Genomic DNA, 16249 nt, shown 5'->3' with positions numbered 1-16249 from the left:
TATTGATATATCCATTAATGGTCATTTTTTAAAAGCAAAAATATTAAACTGTTCTTTTTTTTAATACAACTTTTTTATTTAATGATTATTTTTTTCAAACTCAAAATTTATTATATGTTACTAAAAAAATAATTAATAAACAATTTGAATTTCTAAAAAATAAATGTTTAGAATGAATTGTGTCTTTCTAACAGTTCTGTTGTTAAGAAAATTCCTAAAATAATCAAAAAGACTAACTGAATAGTTAGTCTTAAATAATTTGATAAATAAAATTTTAGAACAATTCTTCGGATTATCCTAAAAATTTTTCTTTTAAATAATCTAAAAATATATAAGGATTAATTTTGTGTTCATCTGTGCATATATATAACAATTCTTTAGATTTTTTTAATGAACCTAAATTTCTAAAATGTTTATTCAAATAAGAATTTAATTTTTTAAATTCTCCTTTTCGAATATCGTGTTCTAAATCAGGATATAATCGTTTTAATTTTTTCATTTTCATAGCAGCAATAATCATCCCTTTAGCATAACTAGGGAAATAACCAAAATAACCTTGAGACCAATGAATATCCTGAAGACAACCTTCAATAAAATTACGCGGCTTTATACCTAAATAATCTTGAGATTTTTGATTCCAATAATAAGGTAAATCATCTAAACTAAGTTTATCATTTATTAACAATTCTTCAATTTCAAAACGCAAAATTATATGTAAAATATAGGTAATTTCATCAGAGTATATTCTTATAAAATCAGGTTTTACTCGATTTACTTGTTGATATAATTTATCTACTTCAAACATTGGGTCTTCTTGAATAAATTTATTTCTCAAAATTTTATTTAACAAAAAAATAAAAGATTTGGATTTTCCAATTTGTTTTTCCATGAATAAAGATTCACTTTCATGAAATTGAAAACCTTTAGCTTGCCCTACAGGTTGGTTTTTATAATTTTCAGGTAAATTTTGTTCATATAAAGCATGTCCTGTTTCGTGTATTGTAGCATAAAAAGAATCTAAAAAATTATTTGAATTATATCTTGTTGTCATTCTAATATCATAAGGAGTTCCGCCACAAAAAGGATGAGTAGATTCGTCTAAACGACCTTTTTGAATGTTAAAACCTAAATTTTCTGCAATATAATAATTAAGTTTTTTTTGTATTTCTAAATCCATCGGTATGTCTTGAAAAACAATATCTTTTTGTTTATGTAAAGTTTTTTTGATAATAATTGGTAATTCTTTTTTTAAAACTTCAAAAATTTCTTTATTTTCTTGTGTTGTGCTCCCTAGATCGAATTTATCTAATAAAGCATCATATAAACTTAAATTAAATTTATTGGCTCTTATTTTAGCAATTTGTTTAGTATAATCTAATACTTTTTGCAAATAAGGTTTAAAAAGATTATAATTATTTTCTTGTTTTGCTTTACGCCAATGAACTTCAGCATGAGTAGCTGCTATAGTCATTTTTTCTGTTAATTCTATCGGGATTAAATTAGCTTCAATAATTTGTTTTTCTATCTTTGTAACATTAACTTTTTGCCAATCATCTAATAAAAGAATATCTTTTTTAGTTTTGTCTAATAAATTTTGTATTTCTTGAGATGTTAATTTATGATGTATTATATTTTCGATAGTAACAATTTCTTGTGTACGACTTTCTAATGAATCTTTTTTAATATTACAAGCTATATCCCAATGTATTAAACTTAAAATATTTTTTAAATGGTATATTTTTTTCATTTTTTGTTCTAATTTATTATAATTTGATTGCATCTAATTTACCTTTTTATATAAATTTTTTATCTTTAAAATTTTTAGAATTATATTAATAAAAACTAAAATGTCATTTTGAAATTATTCAAACAATATAAATATATAAAATTATAAAATAAAATTACATTTTCCAAAAACTATTCTATTTATATTTAATTATATAATAAAAATAGTTTTTTGAAAATGCAATTTTATTATTTTTTATTTTTAATTTTTAGCCAAACTAAACTAAAAATCAATTCTACTAAAACAATAGAACATATACCGTCCATTATATAATGTTGTTTAATTACAAAAGTAGAAATAAACACTAAAACAGCTATAATAAATTGAAAATAAATGACTTTTTTAGGAATTTTTTTATTTTGTTTTATACGAAAAGGAATATAACAAAACCAACTATTAGAAACATGGAAACTAGGTAAACAATTCAATCTAGTACAATCTAAATCATAAATTTGTTTTAATAACAAATTACTTTTAACGATCAAAAATTTACAAATTGAATTATGATCTTTAGATGTAATATCCTTGAAATCTTTTATTTCTAAACATTGAATAGGGAAAATACAAAAAATCATCGAAGCAATAAACAAAAATATAAAAAAGGATTTAAATAAACAATGCAATATTTTCGGATCTGAACCGTTTTCAGAATATAAATACTTATATGCTAAAATAGGAGTTATTAAATACCACCAAAAAAAAGAACCTATATAAATAAAAACAAAACAACTCGAAAATGAGAAAACTGGAAAACTTAAGTTATTGTTTTTTAACCTTTCATTCAGTCCTAAATTTAATATATTAATCCAATAATTATTTTCTGCTGAGTCTCCGTCTTCTGAAACATAATATTGTTTATTATTATTATAATAAAGACAAAATAAAACAGCATAATACATTACTAGCGAAACTAAAATCATAAAAAAAAATTTTAAAATATAATTTTTTAAACGTTTATAATTATCAGAATTTTTTGATAATAATTTTTTTGTACAATTATGTTCATTACTCATCTTAAAAAGAATTACCTTTTATCAAATTTGTTTATAAAATATGTTGGTTAAAATAAAATTAAATCATAAAATTTTTATACAAACAATTATCATAAATAAGATTAACTAAAATAAACAATTCTAATTTTGAAATCTAAATATAATTCTTATCTATTATTTTCCTTTGTATTTTATTTAGAATCATTTTATTTTTGTTTTTTATAAAAAATATTAAAAATACAAAAACGATACAAAACAAATATAAAACATAAAAATAAAATAAATTTATTATGTTAATCATAAATATATTGAATTTCATCTTTATAAGAGAATAAATTTCAATTACAAATTAATACAATTAAAGAAAAAAATAAATAAAGAAACAAATGTAAAAATCCAATATATATAATTGGATTCTATTTTACAATATTTTGGTCTATAAAAAATAATAAACAAAAAACAATTCATAAAAAAAATTAAATTTAAATAATATAAATATTTTGAATTTTAATTTATATTACTGAAATAAAGACAAAAATATCAAAATATATTTTTTATGATTTTTGTTTATTTTTCATTTCATTAATAATCTTCACAATTTTTTTAAATCTTGTTAAATATAAATAGCAAAAAAGTATGCGAGATAACATTATAAATATTAATAAATAATATAAAATATTATATATATAAATTATTTTTTTATAACTTAGTTTTTATTATTAATAAAATTTTAAGAAAACACATATATATAATAATTAAAAATATTATAAATTTTGAAAAATAAAATAAGAAAGATGATTTAAATTACAATAATGACAATAGGTTTATTTAAAGATGGTTGGGAACCTTGTATCGACGGTGTTATCGTTTCAACTAAATCCTTAAGACAAGGTTTAGAAGCTTTAGGTCATAAAGTTTACATTATAACAACAGATTCTGTTCCTAAAAAAAAAGAACAAGATCCTTATATAATCAGACTTAAAGGTGGAATACCAGTTTGTTTAAAAAGTTTAAAAGGTTATCGTTTAGTTATAAGTTATAAAAAATATCTAACACAAATAAAAAATTTAAATTTAGATATAATCCATGTTCATACAGAAGCTGGCATAGGTCATTTAGGATTATACGCTCATAAACAATTAAATTTACCTTTAATTTATACAATGCATTCTATGTATCATGTTTTTTTAGAAAAAAATAATTTTCTTTGGCTAAGGATATTTAGAAAAATAATATCAAAATATTTAGATGATATTTTAAAAAAATTTATTTCCAAAGCTAATATAATAATTGTTCCTACACAAAAAACTTTCAATTTTTTGACACAACGTTATCAAATAGAACAAAATTATCAAATTATTCCTAGTGGTCTTAAATTAAAACAATTTGATTCTGAAAATTATTCTCAAGAAGAAATAAATATTTTAAAAGATAAATTAAATTTAAAAAATTATTTTGTTTGTTTATTTGTTGGTAGGATTTCTAAAGAAAAAGAAATCAATATTCTTATAGATTATTTTGCTATTTTCCACCAGAACAATAATCAAAGCAAATTTATAATTATCGGAGATGGCCCAGACAAAAAACATTTACAAAAAAAAGTTCAAAAATTGAATTTAAAAGAAAAAATTATTTTTTTGGATTTTATTCCTAATGATCAAATAGGATTATATTATCAATTAGGACATGTTTTTGTTAATGCTTCTTTATTCGAAACTCAAGGTTTAACCTTTATTGAAGCTTTAGCTGCCTCTTTGCCAGTTATAGCACGTTATGATGAAGCTTTAAATAAAGTTATTCAAAACAACCAAAATGGTTTTTTTTATAATAATGAACAAGAGTTTCTTAAAGCTTTAAATTACCTTTATAAAGATAAAACTAAATATAAAGAAATATCATTAAACGCTAAAAAATCTACTTATAATTATAAACAAGAAATATTTTCTAAAAAAATAATTGATGTTTATAAAAAAGCATTATTTAATCATAGAAAATAAACTACAATCTCAATAATTGGAAAAATTTAATTATATTCTTTATATCCAACAAAAATACATAAAATAATATTTTTCATAAATAATTAGATTCAAATATTTTATTTATTTCAAATAATAAAATTATCGACACAATCAAAACTTTTATTTCTCATGTTTTTTAATAAATTTATTTTTTATTCGGATTTATTTAATATATATAAATAATTTGTTGTTTGGATGCGTTTATATATAAAAGTGACTAAAATACCAACTAAAAAATTACTTATTAAAGTTGGTATAAAATTAAAAATCCAAATAATCAAAATAAAATGTTTATCAATTAAAGATGTTAAATCAGGTAACCAAGAAGGCCAACAAGTAACTTTAGAAACTTCTTTTGTAAAAAGATAACCATACACAAAAATCCCATTTGCAGTTAAAATAATATTTTGAATTAAAGTTATTAAAAATAATAATAACCAAAATTTTTTAAAAACTATTTTTCTGTGTTTTTCTCGATAATTTTTAGCCAACAATAAACCTAAATAAATAAAATAAAAAAGAAAATGTTTTACTAAAATTTGACTCCCAACAAAAATTAATTCATCCATTTGTTCTTTATAGTTGAAAATATTATAAATTCCTAAATATTTAACAACATTAAACCAACCTGATAACACACCAAACAATAAAATACCAATTAAGTTGTAATAAAAATCTAAAATTAATACCATAAACATCAAAGAAATACTAGGTAGTATAATATAAGAGTTTTGAGTAAGTTGTGTTTTATAAGGAAAGTTAGGTTCCAACATATACAAAACTAAAGATAAACTTACCATATGAGATATAAAAGATATTTTTTTTAAATTCATTAAAATCCTCATACTTCAATATATTATATAAAACCAAACAAAAACAACAACATAATAACATTGTTATAATTTCAAAAATTAACAATCGTAAATATTTAAAAATTTTTTTAATAACATAAAAATTGAAAAATTCAATTTTGTAAATAATATGGTATGGTAATTATAGTGTGAAAATAAGAATATATATAAATAAATAATAAATACATTTTAGTAAGAGATTTGTCTTTTCCTACCTCATAATAAGTTGATATTGTTTTGAACTTTGTTTATATAATGAAATAATATAAATATTCAAATATTTCAAAAATATCTTTTGAAATTAACAAATTACAAAAAATATTAAACACTTTTAAATTGAACTAATCTACTCTCTTATTTTTGTTAATTTCAAAAAATATGAAATTATAAACTTAATTTTCAACCTTAAAAAATCATTTTATAGTTAAAAATTGTGTAAAAATGGAACAAATGCGAAAGTCAAAATGTTAAACAAACAATGTTGAATTAGTTTCCTTATATTTAAGTTACTAGTTACAATAATGATATTTCATGTTAGACTACAAAAGCTTCTGTTTCAAGTAATAAAATTACTTTATGTTTAATCGGAAAAGTCTTTTATCAAAATCAACCTTTTAAAGATAGTTGTTACAATTTAATGTTAAAAATTCATTTGATATCAAAATTAAAATATTTTTTTAACATTTAATTTACAAAAATCAAACTATTGAATAAAAATTTTTATTTAAAAAAATATTATTCGAATTTTATTCATTTTATTATTCAAAATAAAATAGTTTCTCTTATAAAAATATTTGTATTATATTCTTTTACAAAATCATAAACAAAAATTTGTATTAAAATGGCGGAGTAGAAGGGATTCGAACCCTTGCACCATATTAATGGACTACGTCCTTAGCAGGGACGCCTCTTTAACCAACTTGAGTACTACTCCTTAAAAAATTATAATACTAATATAGTATAATACAAATATTAAAAAAATAAAAATAATTTTACAAATTATTTTTATTTAATATATTGGTGGTTAATTATCATTTTTTTTATTTCTATAATTAATAAAGGGATGGTAGATATAAATAAAATAATTATAATATCTGGAATAGAAAGCGAAGATAATCGAAAATTATTTCTAAAAAAAGGTACCAATACAATAGTTATTTGTAAACCGAAACTAATCAAAAAACAAAATATTAAAATCCAATTAGTTTTCAATTGAAAAAGAGATTTTTGAAAACTTCTAAAATTAAAAACATGAATTAATTGCGATAAAGATAACACCATAAAAGCAAAAGTTTGTCCATATTGTTCTGATTGATTATGTTTATGCAATTTAAAACCTATAAAACCAGCTATAAAAGTTAAACTACCAATCATTATACCTTCAATTAAAATTTTTTTAATTATATTTTTATTTAATAAAGAATGATCCACAAAACGTGGTCTTCTATCCATAATATCTTCTTCAGGATATTCCAAACCTAAAGCAATAGCTACTAAAGAATCGGTCACCAAATTAACCCACAAAATCTGCAAAGCACTTAAAATAACAAAATCAGAATTAAAAAACAAATATCCTAATAAAGTATTAAATAAAATAACAAATATTTCTCCTATATTACAACTTAATAAAAAAATAATACTTTTTTTAATGTTATCAAAAAGTTTTCTACCTTCTTTAATAGCGATTGGAATAGTATTAAAATTATCATCAGTTAAAATGATATCCGATATTTTTTTAGTAACATCAGTTCCTGTTATACCCATAGCAATACCAATATCAGCTTTTTTAATACTAGGAGCATCATTAACTCCATCACCTATCATACCTACAATTTTACCTTTTTTTTGCCAAGCTTGAATAATTTTTAATTTATGTTCAGGAGTGGCTCTAGCATAAACTTTAATTAAAGGTAATTTAATATCGAATTCTTCTTCGCTTAAAAGATCTAAAGCATCACCGTTAATAGCTAAATCTTCTAAAGAATTAAAAATTTTAGAATCTGAAGCTATTTTAACAGCTGTTTGAAGATGATCACCAGTTATCATAATAATATCAATAAAAGCTTTTTTGCATTTTTGAATAGCACAAACAATATCAGGACGCAAAGGATCTTCTATCCCGAAAGCCCCTAAAAAAATAATTTTAAAATCCATTTTAAACAATATTTTTTCAAAATCAAATTCATCATCTAAATAATTAAGTTTTATATATGCAATACCTACAACTTTATAACCTTCTGAAGATATCAAATCTAAATCTTTTTCTATTTTTATAATATTGTCTTTATTTTTCTCAATTATTTCATCTTGATATTCTATATAATTAGATAATGAAAATACAATCTCAGCAGCTCCTTTTATTATTACAAATTTGTCATTTTCTTTTTGATGAATTGTCATCATGAATTTTTTTTCATTATCAAAAGGGAATTCTTTTATTTTTGGATTTTCGCTTTGAATTTTTGGAATATCTAATTTATATAAATTACCTAAATCTATAAAAGATTGATCTACAGGATCAAATAAAAAAGTTTCTTTATCTTTACGTTGTATTTGCTTAGAAAATAAACAAATATTATTACATAAAATACCATAAATAAGCAATTTATGAACAATTGGTTTTATTTTTGAATTAAAATGGACATTAATTTTATCATAATTAAAATATAATTGTTGAATATTCAATTTATTTTGTGTTAAAGTACCTGTTTTATCAGTACAAATAATATTAATAGCTCCTAAAGTTTCCAAAGTTTTTAAATCTTTAACAATAGCTTTATCCTTTATCAATCTTTTAATACCTGATGCTAAAATAATTGTTATTATAGATAATAAACCTTCTGGAATAACAGCAACAGCTAATATAATAGAAGATAAAAAAATTTCTTTAATTGTAACTAAATATATTTGATCTTGTAAAAAATATTTTTTTGTTAAATCTAAAATAAAATTTATAATAAGAAGAATAAAAATAATGAAAATTAAATGTTTAGATAATTGTTGAATATTTTTTTGTAAAGGTGTTTTCTCTTTTGCGTCTGATGTAATTAATTTAGTTATTTTACCTATTTGAGTATCCATTCCAGTTTTAATAACAACCCCTTGGGCACGTCCAGAAACAACTGTAGTATCCATAAACACTAAATTAGGAGAATCAATTAAACAAAATTTATCTTGAACAATATAACTATTTTTAGCAATAAATAAAGTTTCGCCTGTCAAAATAGCTTCATTAACTTGAAAATTATGAGCTTCAATTAATCTAGAATCAGCAGGAACAATATCACCTGCTTCTAAAATAATAATATCGCCTATAACTATTTCTTCTTTTAAAATAAATCTTATTTTTTTATTTCTTAAAACTTTAGTATAAGGTTTTGTATTTTTTTGAATTAATAAAAAACAAAATTCTTTATGATTTTCATAAAAAAAACCTAAAAAGGCGTTACTCAAAATAATTATTAAAATTAAAATACTTTCAGCTAATTCTTCTTTTTTGTCTTCTAAAATACCGATATAACAAGTTATCACACAAATAATTAATAAAACATACACAAAATAATCTTGAAATTGAGCTAAAAATTTTTTATAAAAACTATTTTTAGATGTTTCTTTTATTTTATTAAGTCCGTGTTTTAAAATTCTTTGTGTGGCTTCTTGTTGTGTTAAACCTACTTTAAAATTAGTTTGCATTTCCTTCTCTAATATTTTTAAAGAAGATTGCGGAAATAGTGTCTCCAATTATTTCAAACTTTCTATGTTAATTTTATTAAAAATTTAAAAAAAACCAAAAAAAAATTTCTTTAAAAAAATATATTTAAAAAATAATATTTTTAATAAGAAATTTTTGAATAATTTATAAATTTATAACAAAAAATTATAATTGGGTAATACGAACTTTATGAATAACTAATCCATCATATTTTAAACCTTCAAATTGCCAATTATTATATGCAATTTTAATTGTTTCATTTTTCTCAGGCATCCTTTTTAATTGGCCTAAAATAAAACCACTTAACGTTTCGTATTCTTCTACAGGTAAATCAGCTTTTAAATGTTCTTCTGTTTCGTGTAAATGAATTGTTCCGCGGATAATATATTCTTTATCTGAAACTTTTAAAATTTCATTAATTTGTTTATCATATTCATCCTCGATATCGCCTAAAATTTCTTCAATTACATCTTCAATAGTGACAATACCAGCAGTTCCGCCATATTCATCAACAACAACAGCTATATGATTTTGTTTTATTTGCATTTCTTTGAATAATTCGCTAATGTTTTGAAATTCAATAACAAAATAAACCTTCCGCAAAATTTTCTTAATATCAAACAAATCCTTATTTACGTCTTCTAACAAAAATTTAAAAATATCTTTAACATGAACAATTCCGATGATTCTGTCCATATTTTCTTCATATACAGGAAATCTGGTATATTTTTCGCGGGAAATAAATTCTATAATTTCTTCTCTACTAATGTCAGATTTAATAGCTACAATTTCGGTTCTATGTTTCATAATATCAGAAACTGTTGTTCCATCAAAATCAAAAACATTTTGAATCATATTTTTTCTACTATTATTAATTTCGCCAGTTTTATAAGACGAAGTTAATAAAAATCTTAATTCATCATCATTTACAATATCTTTTTTAACACTTGTATCAATTCTCAAAATAAATAAAATAAAATTACTCATTTGATTAAAAACCCAAACTAAAGGTTTTATTATAAAACAAATTACATTAAAAAGACTAATCCAAAAATAAGCTGTTTGTTGTGGATAAGCCAAAGCAATTCTTTTAGGTACTAATTCACCTAAAACAATAGAAACAGAAATTACTGATATTTCAATAAAGTACTTATAATATATAAAACTATCATTATAAGGACTAGTTGCAATATTTATTAATATTCCTTGTGAAAATGTTACAATATGAATTATTATTTGGATAACTGATAAAAAAAAATTCGGCGTTTCTTTTATTTTTTTTATTTTACAAGCTTTTTTTACACCTTTTTTAACTTCTAAATCAATTTTATTCTGACTTAAAGAAACCAAAGCTATTTCGATAGAAGAAAAAAAAGCATTCAAAAAAACTAAAAAACAAATAATTATAAAAATTGAAATTATTGATAAATCCACTTTTATCTTATAACCTCTTTTTCATTAATGAAAAAATTTAGACTATAAATTTTTTTAAGATTATAATCAGCTAGATCACTATGTTCCATAATGTTTAAATTTATTAATTCTCCTATTTTGAATTGTAAATTATTTTATTCATCCTATTATTTGAATATAACTACTATAATTTTAACATATTAATGAAAAAAATCTAAATTATTTTATTTTATGTATATTAAACCTAGTCAATGATTAAAATTTTTATTCTTACTTTTTAACACCTCTAGAAACATAAGTGCCTGTTTCTGTATTAATAATAATTTGTTCGCCTTGTTCGATGAAAACAGGAACTTTAATAACTAAACCTGTTTCTAAAGTAGCATCTTTGTAAGAAGTTGTTACACGTGTATTATTAGTTGTTGTTAAAAAATCAGTTTGAATTACTTTTAAAGAAATTTTATCAGGCAAAGAAACACCTAAAATATCTTGTTTATCATCAAATATTACTTCTGCCGTCATAAATTCTTTTAAATATGGCAGTATTTTTTCTAATTTTTCTTTAGAAATCGCAAATTCTTCATAGGTGTCAATATCTAAAAAAATGCATTTATTATCTAAAACATAAGAAAATTGTAATTTCATTTTATTAATTACTGCTTTTTCAATTTTAACACCTGCATTAAAGATATGTTCAATAACATAACCGTTTTTTAAATTTTTTAATTTACTTCTAACAAAAGCTGCACCTTTGCCAGGTTTAACATGTAAAAATTGCAAAATTTGATAAGCGTCATTATTCAACTTAATAGTTTGTCCTATTTTAAAATCATTAGTATTAATCATTATTATATCTTGCTCCGTTATCTTGTAAAAATTTTTCTACCATCTTAAATGTATTTTGTTTCCAATGTTTCTCAAAAGGATTTATAATTTTTAAAGAATAAATTTGATTTTTAAACCATGTTTTTTGTCTTTTAGCATATTTTAAAGAATTTTGAATAATTAATTTTTTAGCATCTATTAAATTTATTTTGTTTTCTAAAAAAGCTTTTATTTCGCGATAACCTATAATATTAAAATTTGCTTTAGAATGGTTACTAATTAAATATTGAACTTCCTCTATAAATCCTTTGTGCAACATATATTCTAATCTAGTGCAAATTCTTTCTTTTAAAATATCTTTGGGGATATCTAAATATAAAAACAAAATATCAAATAAAGGCGTATTTTTACCTTTTTTTTGAGATCTTAAACTATTTTGCATAATTTGTTTATAAGCACTTATAATACGACAAGAATTTTTTTCATCTATAATCAATTCAGAATCTTGTTCGTGAATTTGTTCTAACATTTGTTCTAAAGTTAAATTTTCTATATTTAGTCTATAATGTAAAAATGGATCTTCGGGTAATAATTCATAATCAAAAAGAGCTGCTTTGATGTATAATCCACTACCACCTACTAAAAAAGGTAATTTTATATTAGGAATTAAATTTCGAACATCTTTTTGAAAATTATAAATATTATAATAATCTTCTGGTTCGATTTCGCTTAATAAATGATGTTTTACTTTTTGAGTTTCTTCAATAGTAACCTTGGCTGAACCGATATCAAATTTTTTATAAATTTGTACCGAATCTGCATTAATAATTTCTCCTCTAAAAAAACGAGCTAATTCAATAGATAAACTTGTTTTTCCAGATGCTGTTGGCCCAGAGATAACTATAACCTTTTTCATATAATTCCATTCAAATAAAATTTTAATGAATAATTCTCTATTTTATTTTAATCATTAATTAAAATTTTATTTATTCTAAAAATTAATTTTAATTAAAATTTGATATTCTTTATATATTCAAAAAAATAAAATTATCTATTAATAAAATTATATTGACTTAAAATCACTTTATATATTAAATAATTGAAAAATATTTTAACAAAAATATAATATCTTCATGATTTATAAATTTGAACTATTAATTTCTGCAACATCGATTACTCTTAATTCTCTCAAAACCGTAATTTTAATAGAACCATTATAATTAATATTATTTTGAATTTTTTTCTTAATTTTTTTAGCTATAACAAAAACATTTAAATCGTCAACTTCTTCGGTATTTACAATAACTCTGAGTTCTCTTCCAGACCGAATTGCATAAGCTTTTTCTACTCCTTCGATACTATCAGCAATATTTTCTAACTCCGTTACCCTTTGGATATAATTATTAATAGATTCTCTTCTAGCTCCTGGCCGTGTGGAACTAATTGTATCTGCGATTGAAACCAAAACAGCTATTAAAGTGGTAGGTTCTTGTTCTTCATGATGAGAAGCTATAGTATCGATAACTTCTATAGGTTCTTTATACTTAATAGCTAAATCTACCCCAATTTTAACATGACTACCTTCTATATGATGATCTAAAGCTTTTCCGATATCATGCAACAATCCAGCTCTTCTAGCGATAATTTCATTTTCACCTATTTCAGCAGCTAAAATACCAGCTAAAAAAGATACTTCCAAAGAATGATTTAAAACATTTTGGCCATAACTAGTTCTAAAATGCAACTTTCCTAATAATATCACCAATTCTTCTTCAATCATTCCTATTTTAGCTTCATATACGGTTGCTTCTCCTATTTCTTGCACAAAATCATCTACCTCTGAAGATATTTTAGAAAATATTTTTTCAACACTTGCAGGAGTAATTCTTCCATCAACAATTAAACTTTCTAAAGTTCTCTTAGCTATTTCTCTTCTAATAGGGTCAAAACAACTCAACATAACTATATTTGGGTTATCATCAATTATCAAGTCCACACCTGTAACAAGTTCAAAAGATTTTATATTACGACCTTCTTTACCAATGATTCTACCTTTGATTTCCTCTTGTTCTAAAAAAACTATACTTACATTATGCTCGTTAACAACTTCTCTTGAAAGTTTTTGCATTGCAAAAACTAATAAATTTTTAGCTTTATTTTTTATTTTAAATTTATATTCTCTTTCTTGTGCATGTTCATAAGCTAACATTTCTTTATAAGTATTCTCTTTAACACGTTTAAATATAATTTCTTGCGCTTCTTTTTGTGTTAACTCAGAAATTTGTTCTAATTTTTCTTGTTGCTGCATTATTATTTGTTGAATTTTATTTCTTAGTTCTTCTAAATATTTTTGATTAATTTGAATTTTTTTTTCTTTAGTATACAAAGATTCTTCTTTATCATTTAAATATTTAAATCTTGAAACTAACATTTCTTCTTTATGAATGATTTTTTCTTCTAAATTAATAATTATTTTTCGTCTTTGATTCAAATCATCTTCAACTTCTTTTTTTAATAAAGAAATTTTATATTCAGCGTCTAAAATGATTTTTTCTGCAATTAATTTAGATTTTAATAATTTTCTTTTAATTTTATCATCTGTTTCTTGTATTGTTTTATTTATTTTTTTTTTAAAAAAATAAAAAAAACAAAAAATCATAAAAACAAATAAAAGGGTTACTATATTTACAAGAGTATTCATTTATATTTCTGGTTTATAACAAACAATTCTCTCCTCACTTATTATTTTTTTATAAAAATCAATCATTTCCTTTATATAATTTTTTATTTTGAAAATACAAAAAATAATATTTATTTAAATTTGATTTATATTTAAAATCTTTTGCCAAAATAAAATTCAATACGAATAATTTGCACAAATTTTTATTTAATTATTTTTTTATAAAAAGCATTAATATAATTTAAATATATAATTTTTTTCACAACAATCATTCGAATGTTAAAAAATTATATATTTAAATTATACTATATTATAATTTTATATATTATTTAAATTAATATTTCATTTTAATGTAAAAACAACAAAAATCATTAATAAATAAAACTAAAAATTTATAAATCAAATTTTTAGTTTTATAAAATTATATTATGGTTTTATTTTGGATAAAACTGGAGTTTTTTTAAAAATATTAACCTTAGTCAAAGAACTAATTGTTTTATCTATTGTTTTTTTGCCTGCCTTATATAATAAACCATAAGTTTTCTTAAAAGCTGGAGAATCTGAAATTTGTTTTAATACACTTTGAGAATTTTGATCATCCGTTACAACATCTTCTTCATGCGAATAGAAAATACCATTATTTTTATTTTTATAAATCTTGCAATCAATAAAAATATTATTTTTGATAAAAACCCTCGCCCAAACCGTACAGGCATATTCCTATGCATACGGCTTTCCAAGTTCATTTATAAAAATTGTAGTAATTTTTATTAAATTAGAAAAAATAAATATTTTTTTCTCTCTGCTTTCCTTCCCCTTGTAATAGTTATTAACTTCTCCTTGGTAAAATATATAAAAAATATTTTACGAGTACTATGAAAGCTCTGCAAGCATACAAAATGACATAAATTATTAAATAATTTCAAGTTTGTTTAGCTTTTTCCAAGGTAGCTATTTAATTTGGGTAAATATTAAATTTTGCATGGATAACCTTTTTAAAATAATTGTTTTATTAGACAAATAACTTTTTATAAAATTAAGTATTTTTTCAAAATAAGGATAATTTGATTATTCGATAAAGATAATAATCAAAGACTTAATTTAATAATTTTATTTTAATAAAATTATTAAATCTAACAAATATTATATAAAATAATTCCAATCATTTTATTATATCTTCAATTCATCAGAACTTCATGCTTTTTTTAATTTCATTTCGCACTCTTAACAAATTTAAGTGCTTTTTGGACATGCTATTTTCCCTTATTGAATTTTCATTCTCAGGTTAATCCAATAATGTGATATATTACCCTTCAATATCAAAGGAACCCTAATATCCTCTAGATTAAACGCTCGAACTTGCGCACTTTATCAATAGATGTTGGTGTTTCTTGTTCTTCGACATAAGTATCTAAACTTTCAGAATTAATTTCTGGATTTATCTCCACATTACTATCTGAATCGTTCGTCTCTGTTGTGTCTGAACCTGATTTTAAAAAAAAGATCAAAAAAACACAAATAGATATTAAAAAAATACAACCAAAACTAAAAAAAATAATACCTTTGGTATAATTAAATATCATCTTCATCTTTCATAAATATCTTTCTTTTTTTAATAAAACACCCTTTATGAATGCATTTTTTTATTAATTATCTGATATATTTATTCATTAAATTATTCATATATTTTATTTTTATTAAAGTAAAAATTATAACAAATATAATTACAAAAAAACTTGAAATATTATATTTATTTACATACTATATAATTTTTTTGAATATTTATATTTTTTATTAAATTATATAAATACCAATTTAATTATACAATATAATATGCGCAAATCATAAGCAAAATACAGATTAATACATCTAAAATATTAAACCAGCATAATTTTTTTATACATTGTTTATTCAAAAATATTTATTAAAAAATAAACATTTTTAACTTATTACTTGTTTCAAAAATAAATTT

10 protein-coding genes and 1 tRNA gene are annotated in these 16249 nt (G+C 21.2%); 1 reads left to right on the top strand and 10 read right to left on the bottom strand.

Translation table 11 applies throughout. The features are described from left to right. Positions 1–292: 292 nt before the first annotated feature. Both AADV48_RS00450 and AADV48_RS00445 read right to left on the bottom strand, forming a co-directional pair. The gene (locus AADV48_RS00450) at positions 293–1780 is read right to left on the bottom strand and encodes a carboxypeptidase M32 (protein ID WP_341266651.1); all 1488 of its coding nucleotides are present in this window, start codon (positions 1778–1780) and stop codon (positions 293–295) included. Positions 1781–1974: 194 nt separating this feature from the next. Further along, complete coding sequence (locus AADV48_RS00445) at positions 1975–2799, bottom strand: phosphatase PAP2 family protein (RefSeq protein WP_341266650.1); 825 nt, start codon at positions 2797–2799, stop codon at positions 1975–1977. 791 nt (positions 2800–3590) lie between these two features. Between AADV48_RS00445 and AADV48_RS00440 the strand changes: the two genes are divergently transcribed. Continuing rightward, a complete protein-coding gene (locus AADV48_RS00440; RefSeq protein WP_341266649.1) occupies positions 3591–4775 on the top strand; it encodes a glycosyltransferase in 1185 nt (394 codons plus the stop codon). A 173-nt stretch (positions 4776–4948) separates the two neighbouring features. On the opposite strand, the gene AADV48_RS00435 is transcribed toward AADV48_RS00440, so the two are convergent. The 8 genes from AADV48_RS00435 to AADV48_RS00400 all read right to left on the bottom strand — a co-directional run bounded on the left by AADV48_RS00435 (position 4949) and on the right by AADV48_RS00400 (position 15866). Next, positions 4949–5629, bottom strand: coding sequence for a hypothetical protein (locus AADV48_RS00435; RefSeq protein WP_341266648.1), 681 nt, complete (start codon positions 5627–5629; stop codon positions 4949–4951). A gap of 860 nt (positions 5630–6489) precedes the next feature. Next, a tRNA-Ser gene (locus AADV48_RS00430) sits at positions 6490–6581 on the bottom strand. A 71-nt stretch (positions 6582–6652) separates the two neighbouring features. Continuing rightward, positions 6653–9388, bottom strand: a complete 2736-nt coding sequence (locus tag AADV48_RS00425; protein ID WP_341266647.1) for a cation-transporting P-type ATPase — start codon at positions 9386–9388, stop codon at positions 6653–6655. A 136-nt stretch (positions 9389–9524) separates the two neighbouring features. Continuing rightward, positions 9525–10793, bottom strand: a complete 1269-nt coding sequence (locus tag AADV48_RS00420) for a hemolysin family protein (RefSeq protein ID WP_341266646.1) — start codon at positions 10791–10793, stop codon at positions 9525–9527. Positions 10794–11042: 249 nt separating this feature from the next. Continuing rightward, entirely contained in the window at positions 11043–11618 is a 576-nt protein-coding gene (gene efp / locus AADV48_RS00415; RefSeq protein ID WP_341266645.1) for an elongation factor P, read from the bottom strand. Then, positions 11611–12513, bottom strand: a complete 903-nt coding sequence (miaA, locus tag AADV48_RS00410; protein WP_341266644.1) for a tRNA (adenosine(37)-N6)-dimethylallyltransferase MiaA — start codon at positions 12511–12513, stop codon at positions 11611–11613. Before miaA ends, efp begins: the two co-directional genes overlap by 8 nt. Before the next feature lie 222 nt (positions 12514–12735). Beyond that, positions 12736–14298, bottom strand: coding sequence for a ribonuclease Y (rny, locus tag AADV48_RS00405; RefSeq protein ID WP_341266643.1), 1563 nt, complete (start codon positions 14296–14298; stop codon positions 12736–12738). A 1319-nt stretch (positions 14299–15617) separates the two neighbouring features. Continuing rightward, positions 15618–15866: a hypothetical protein gene (locus tag AADV48_RS00400; RefSeq protein WP_341266642.1), complete on the bottom strand. Its 249-nt coding sequence runs from the start codon at positions 15864–15866 to the stop codon at positions 15618–15620. Between the last annotated feature and the right edge of the window lie 383 nt (positions 15867–16249).

The organism is Candidatus Phytoplasma fraxini (assembly GCF_038024965.1).
Classification (GTDB): Bacteria; Bacillota_I; Bacilli_A; order Acholeplasmatales; family Acholeplasmataceae; genus Phytoplasma; species Phytoplasma fraxini.
This window is presented reverse-complemented; position numbering and strand designations above follow the sequence as displayed.

What these genes read in the sequence shown, in the direction of transcription:
- miaA (WP_341266644.1), bottom strand. Translation starts at nt 12,513, where the DNA reads ATGAAAAAGGTTATAGTTATCTCTGGGCCAACAGCATCTGGAAAAACA.
- AADV48_RS00400 (WP_341266642.1), bottom strand. Translation starts at nt 15,866, where the DNA reads ATGAAGATGATATTTAATTATACCAAAGGTATTATTTTTTTTAGTTTT.
- AADV48_RS00445 (WP_341266650.1), bottom strand. Translation starts at nt 2,799, where the DNA reads ATGAGTAATGAACATAATTGTACAAAAAAATTATTATCAAAAAATTCT.
- efp (WP_341266645.1), bottom strand. Translation starts at nt 11,618, where the DNA reads ATGATTAATACTAATGATTTTAAAATAGGACAAACTATTAAGTTGAAT.
- rny (WP_341266643.1), bottom strand. Translation starts at nt 14,298, where the DNA reads ATGAATACTCTTGTAAATATAGTAACCCTTTTATTTGTTTTTATGATT.
- AADV48_RS00450 (WP_341266651.1), bottom strand. Translation starts at nt 1,780, where the DNA reads ATGCAATCAAATTATAATAAATTAGAACAAAAAATGAAAAAAATATAC.
- AADV48_RS00435 (WP_341266648.1), bottom strand. Translation starts at nt 5,629, where the DNA reads ATGAATTTAAAAAAAATATCTTTTATATCTCATATGGTAAGTTTATCT.
- AADV48_RS00440 (WP_341266649.1), top strand. Translation starts at nt 3,591, where the DNA reads ATGACAATAGGTTTATTTAAAGATGGTTGGGAACCTTGTATCGACGGT.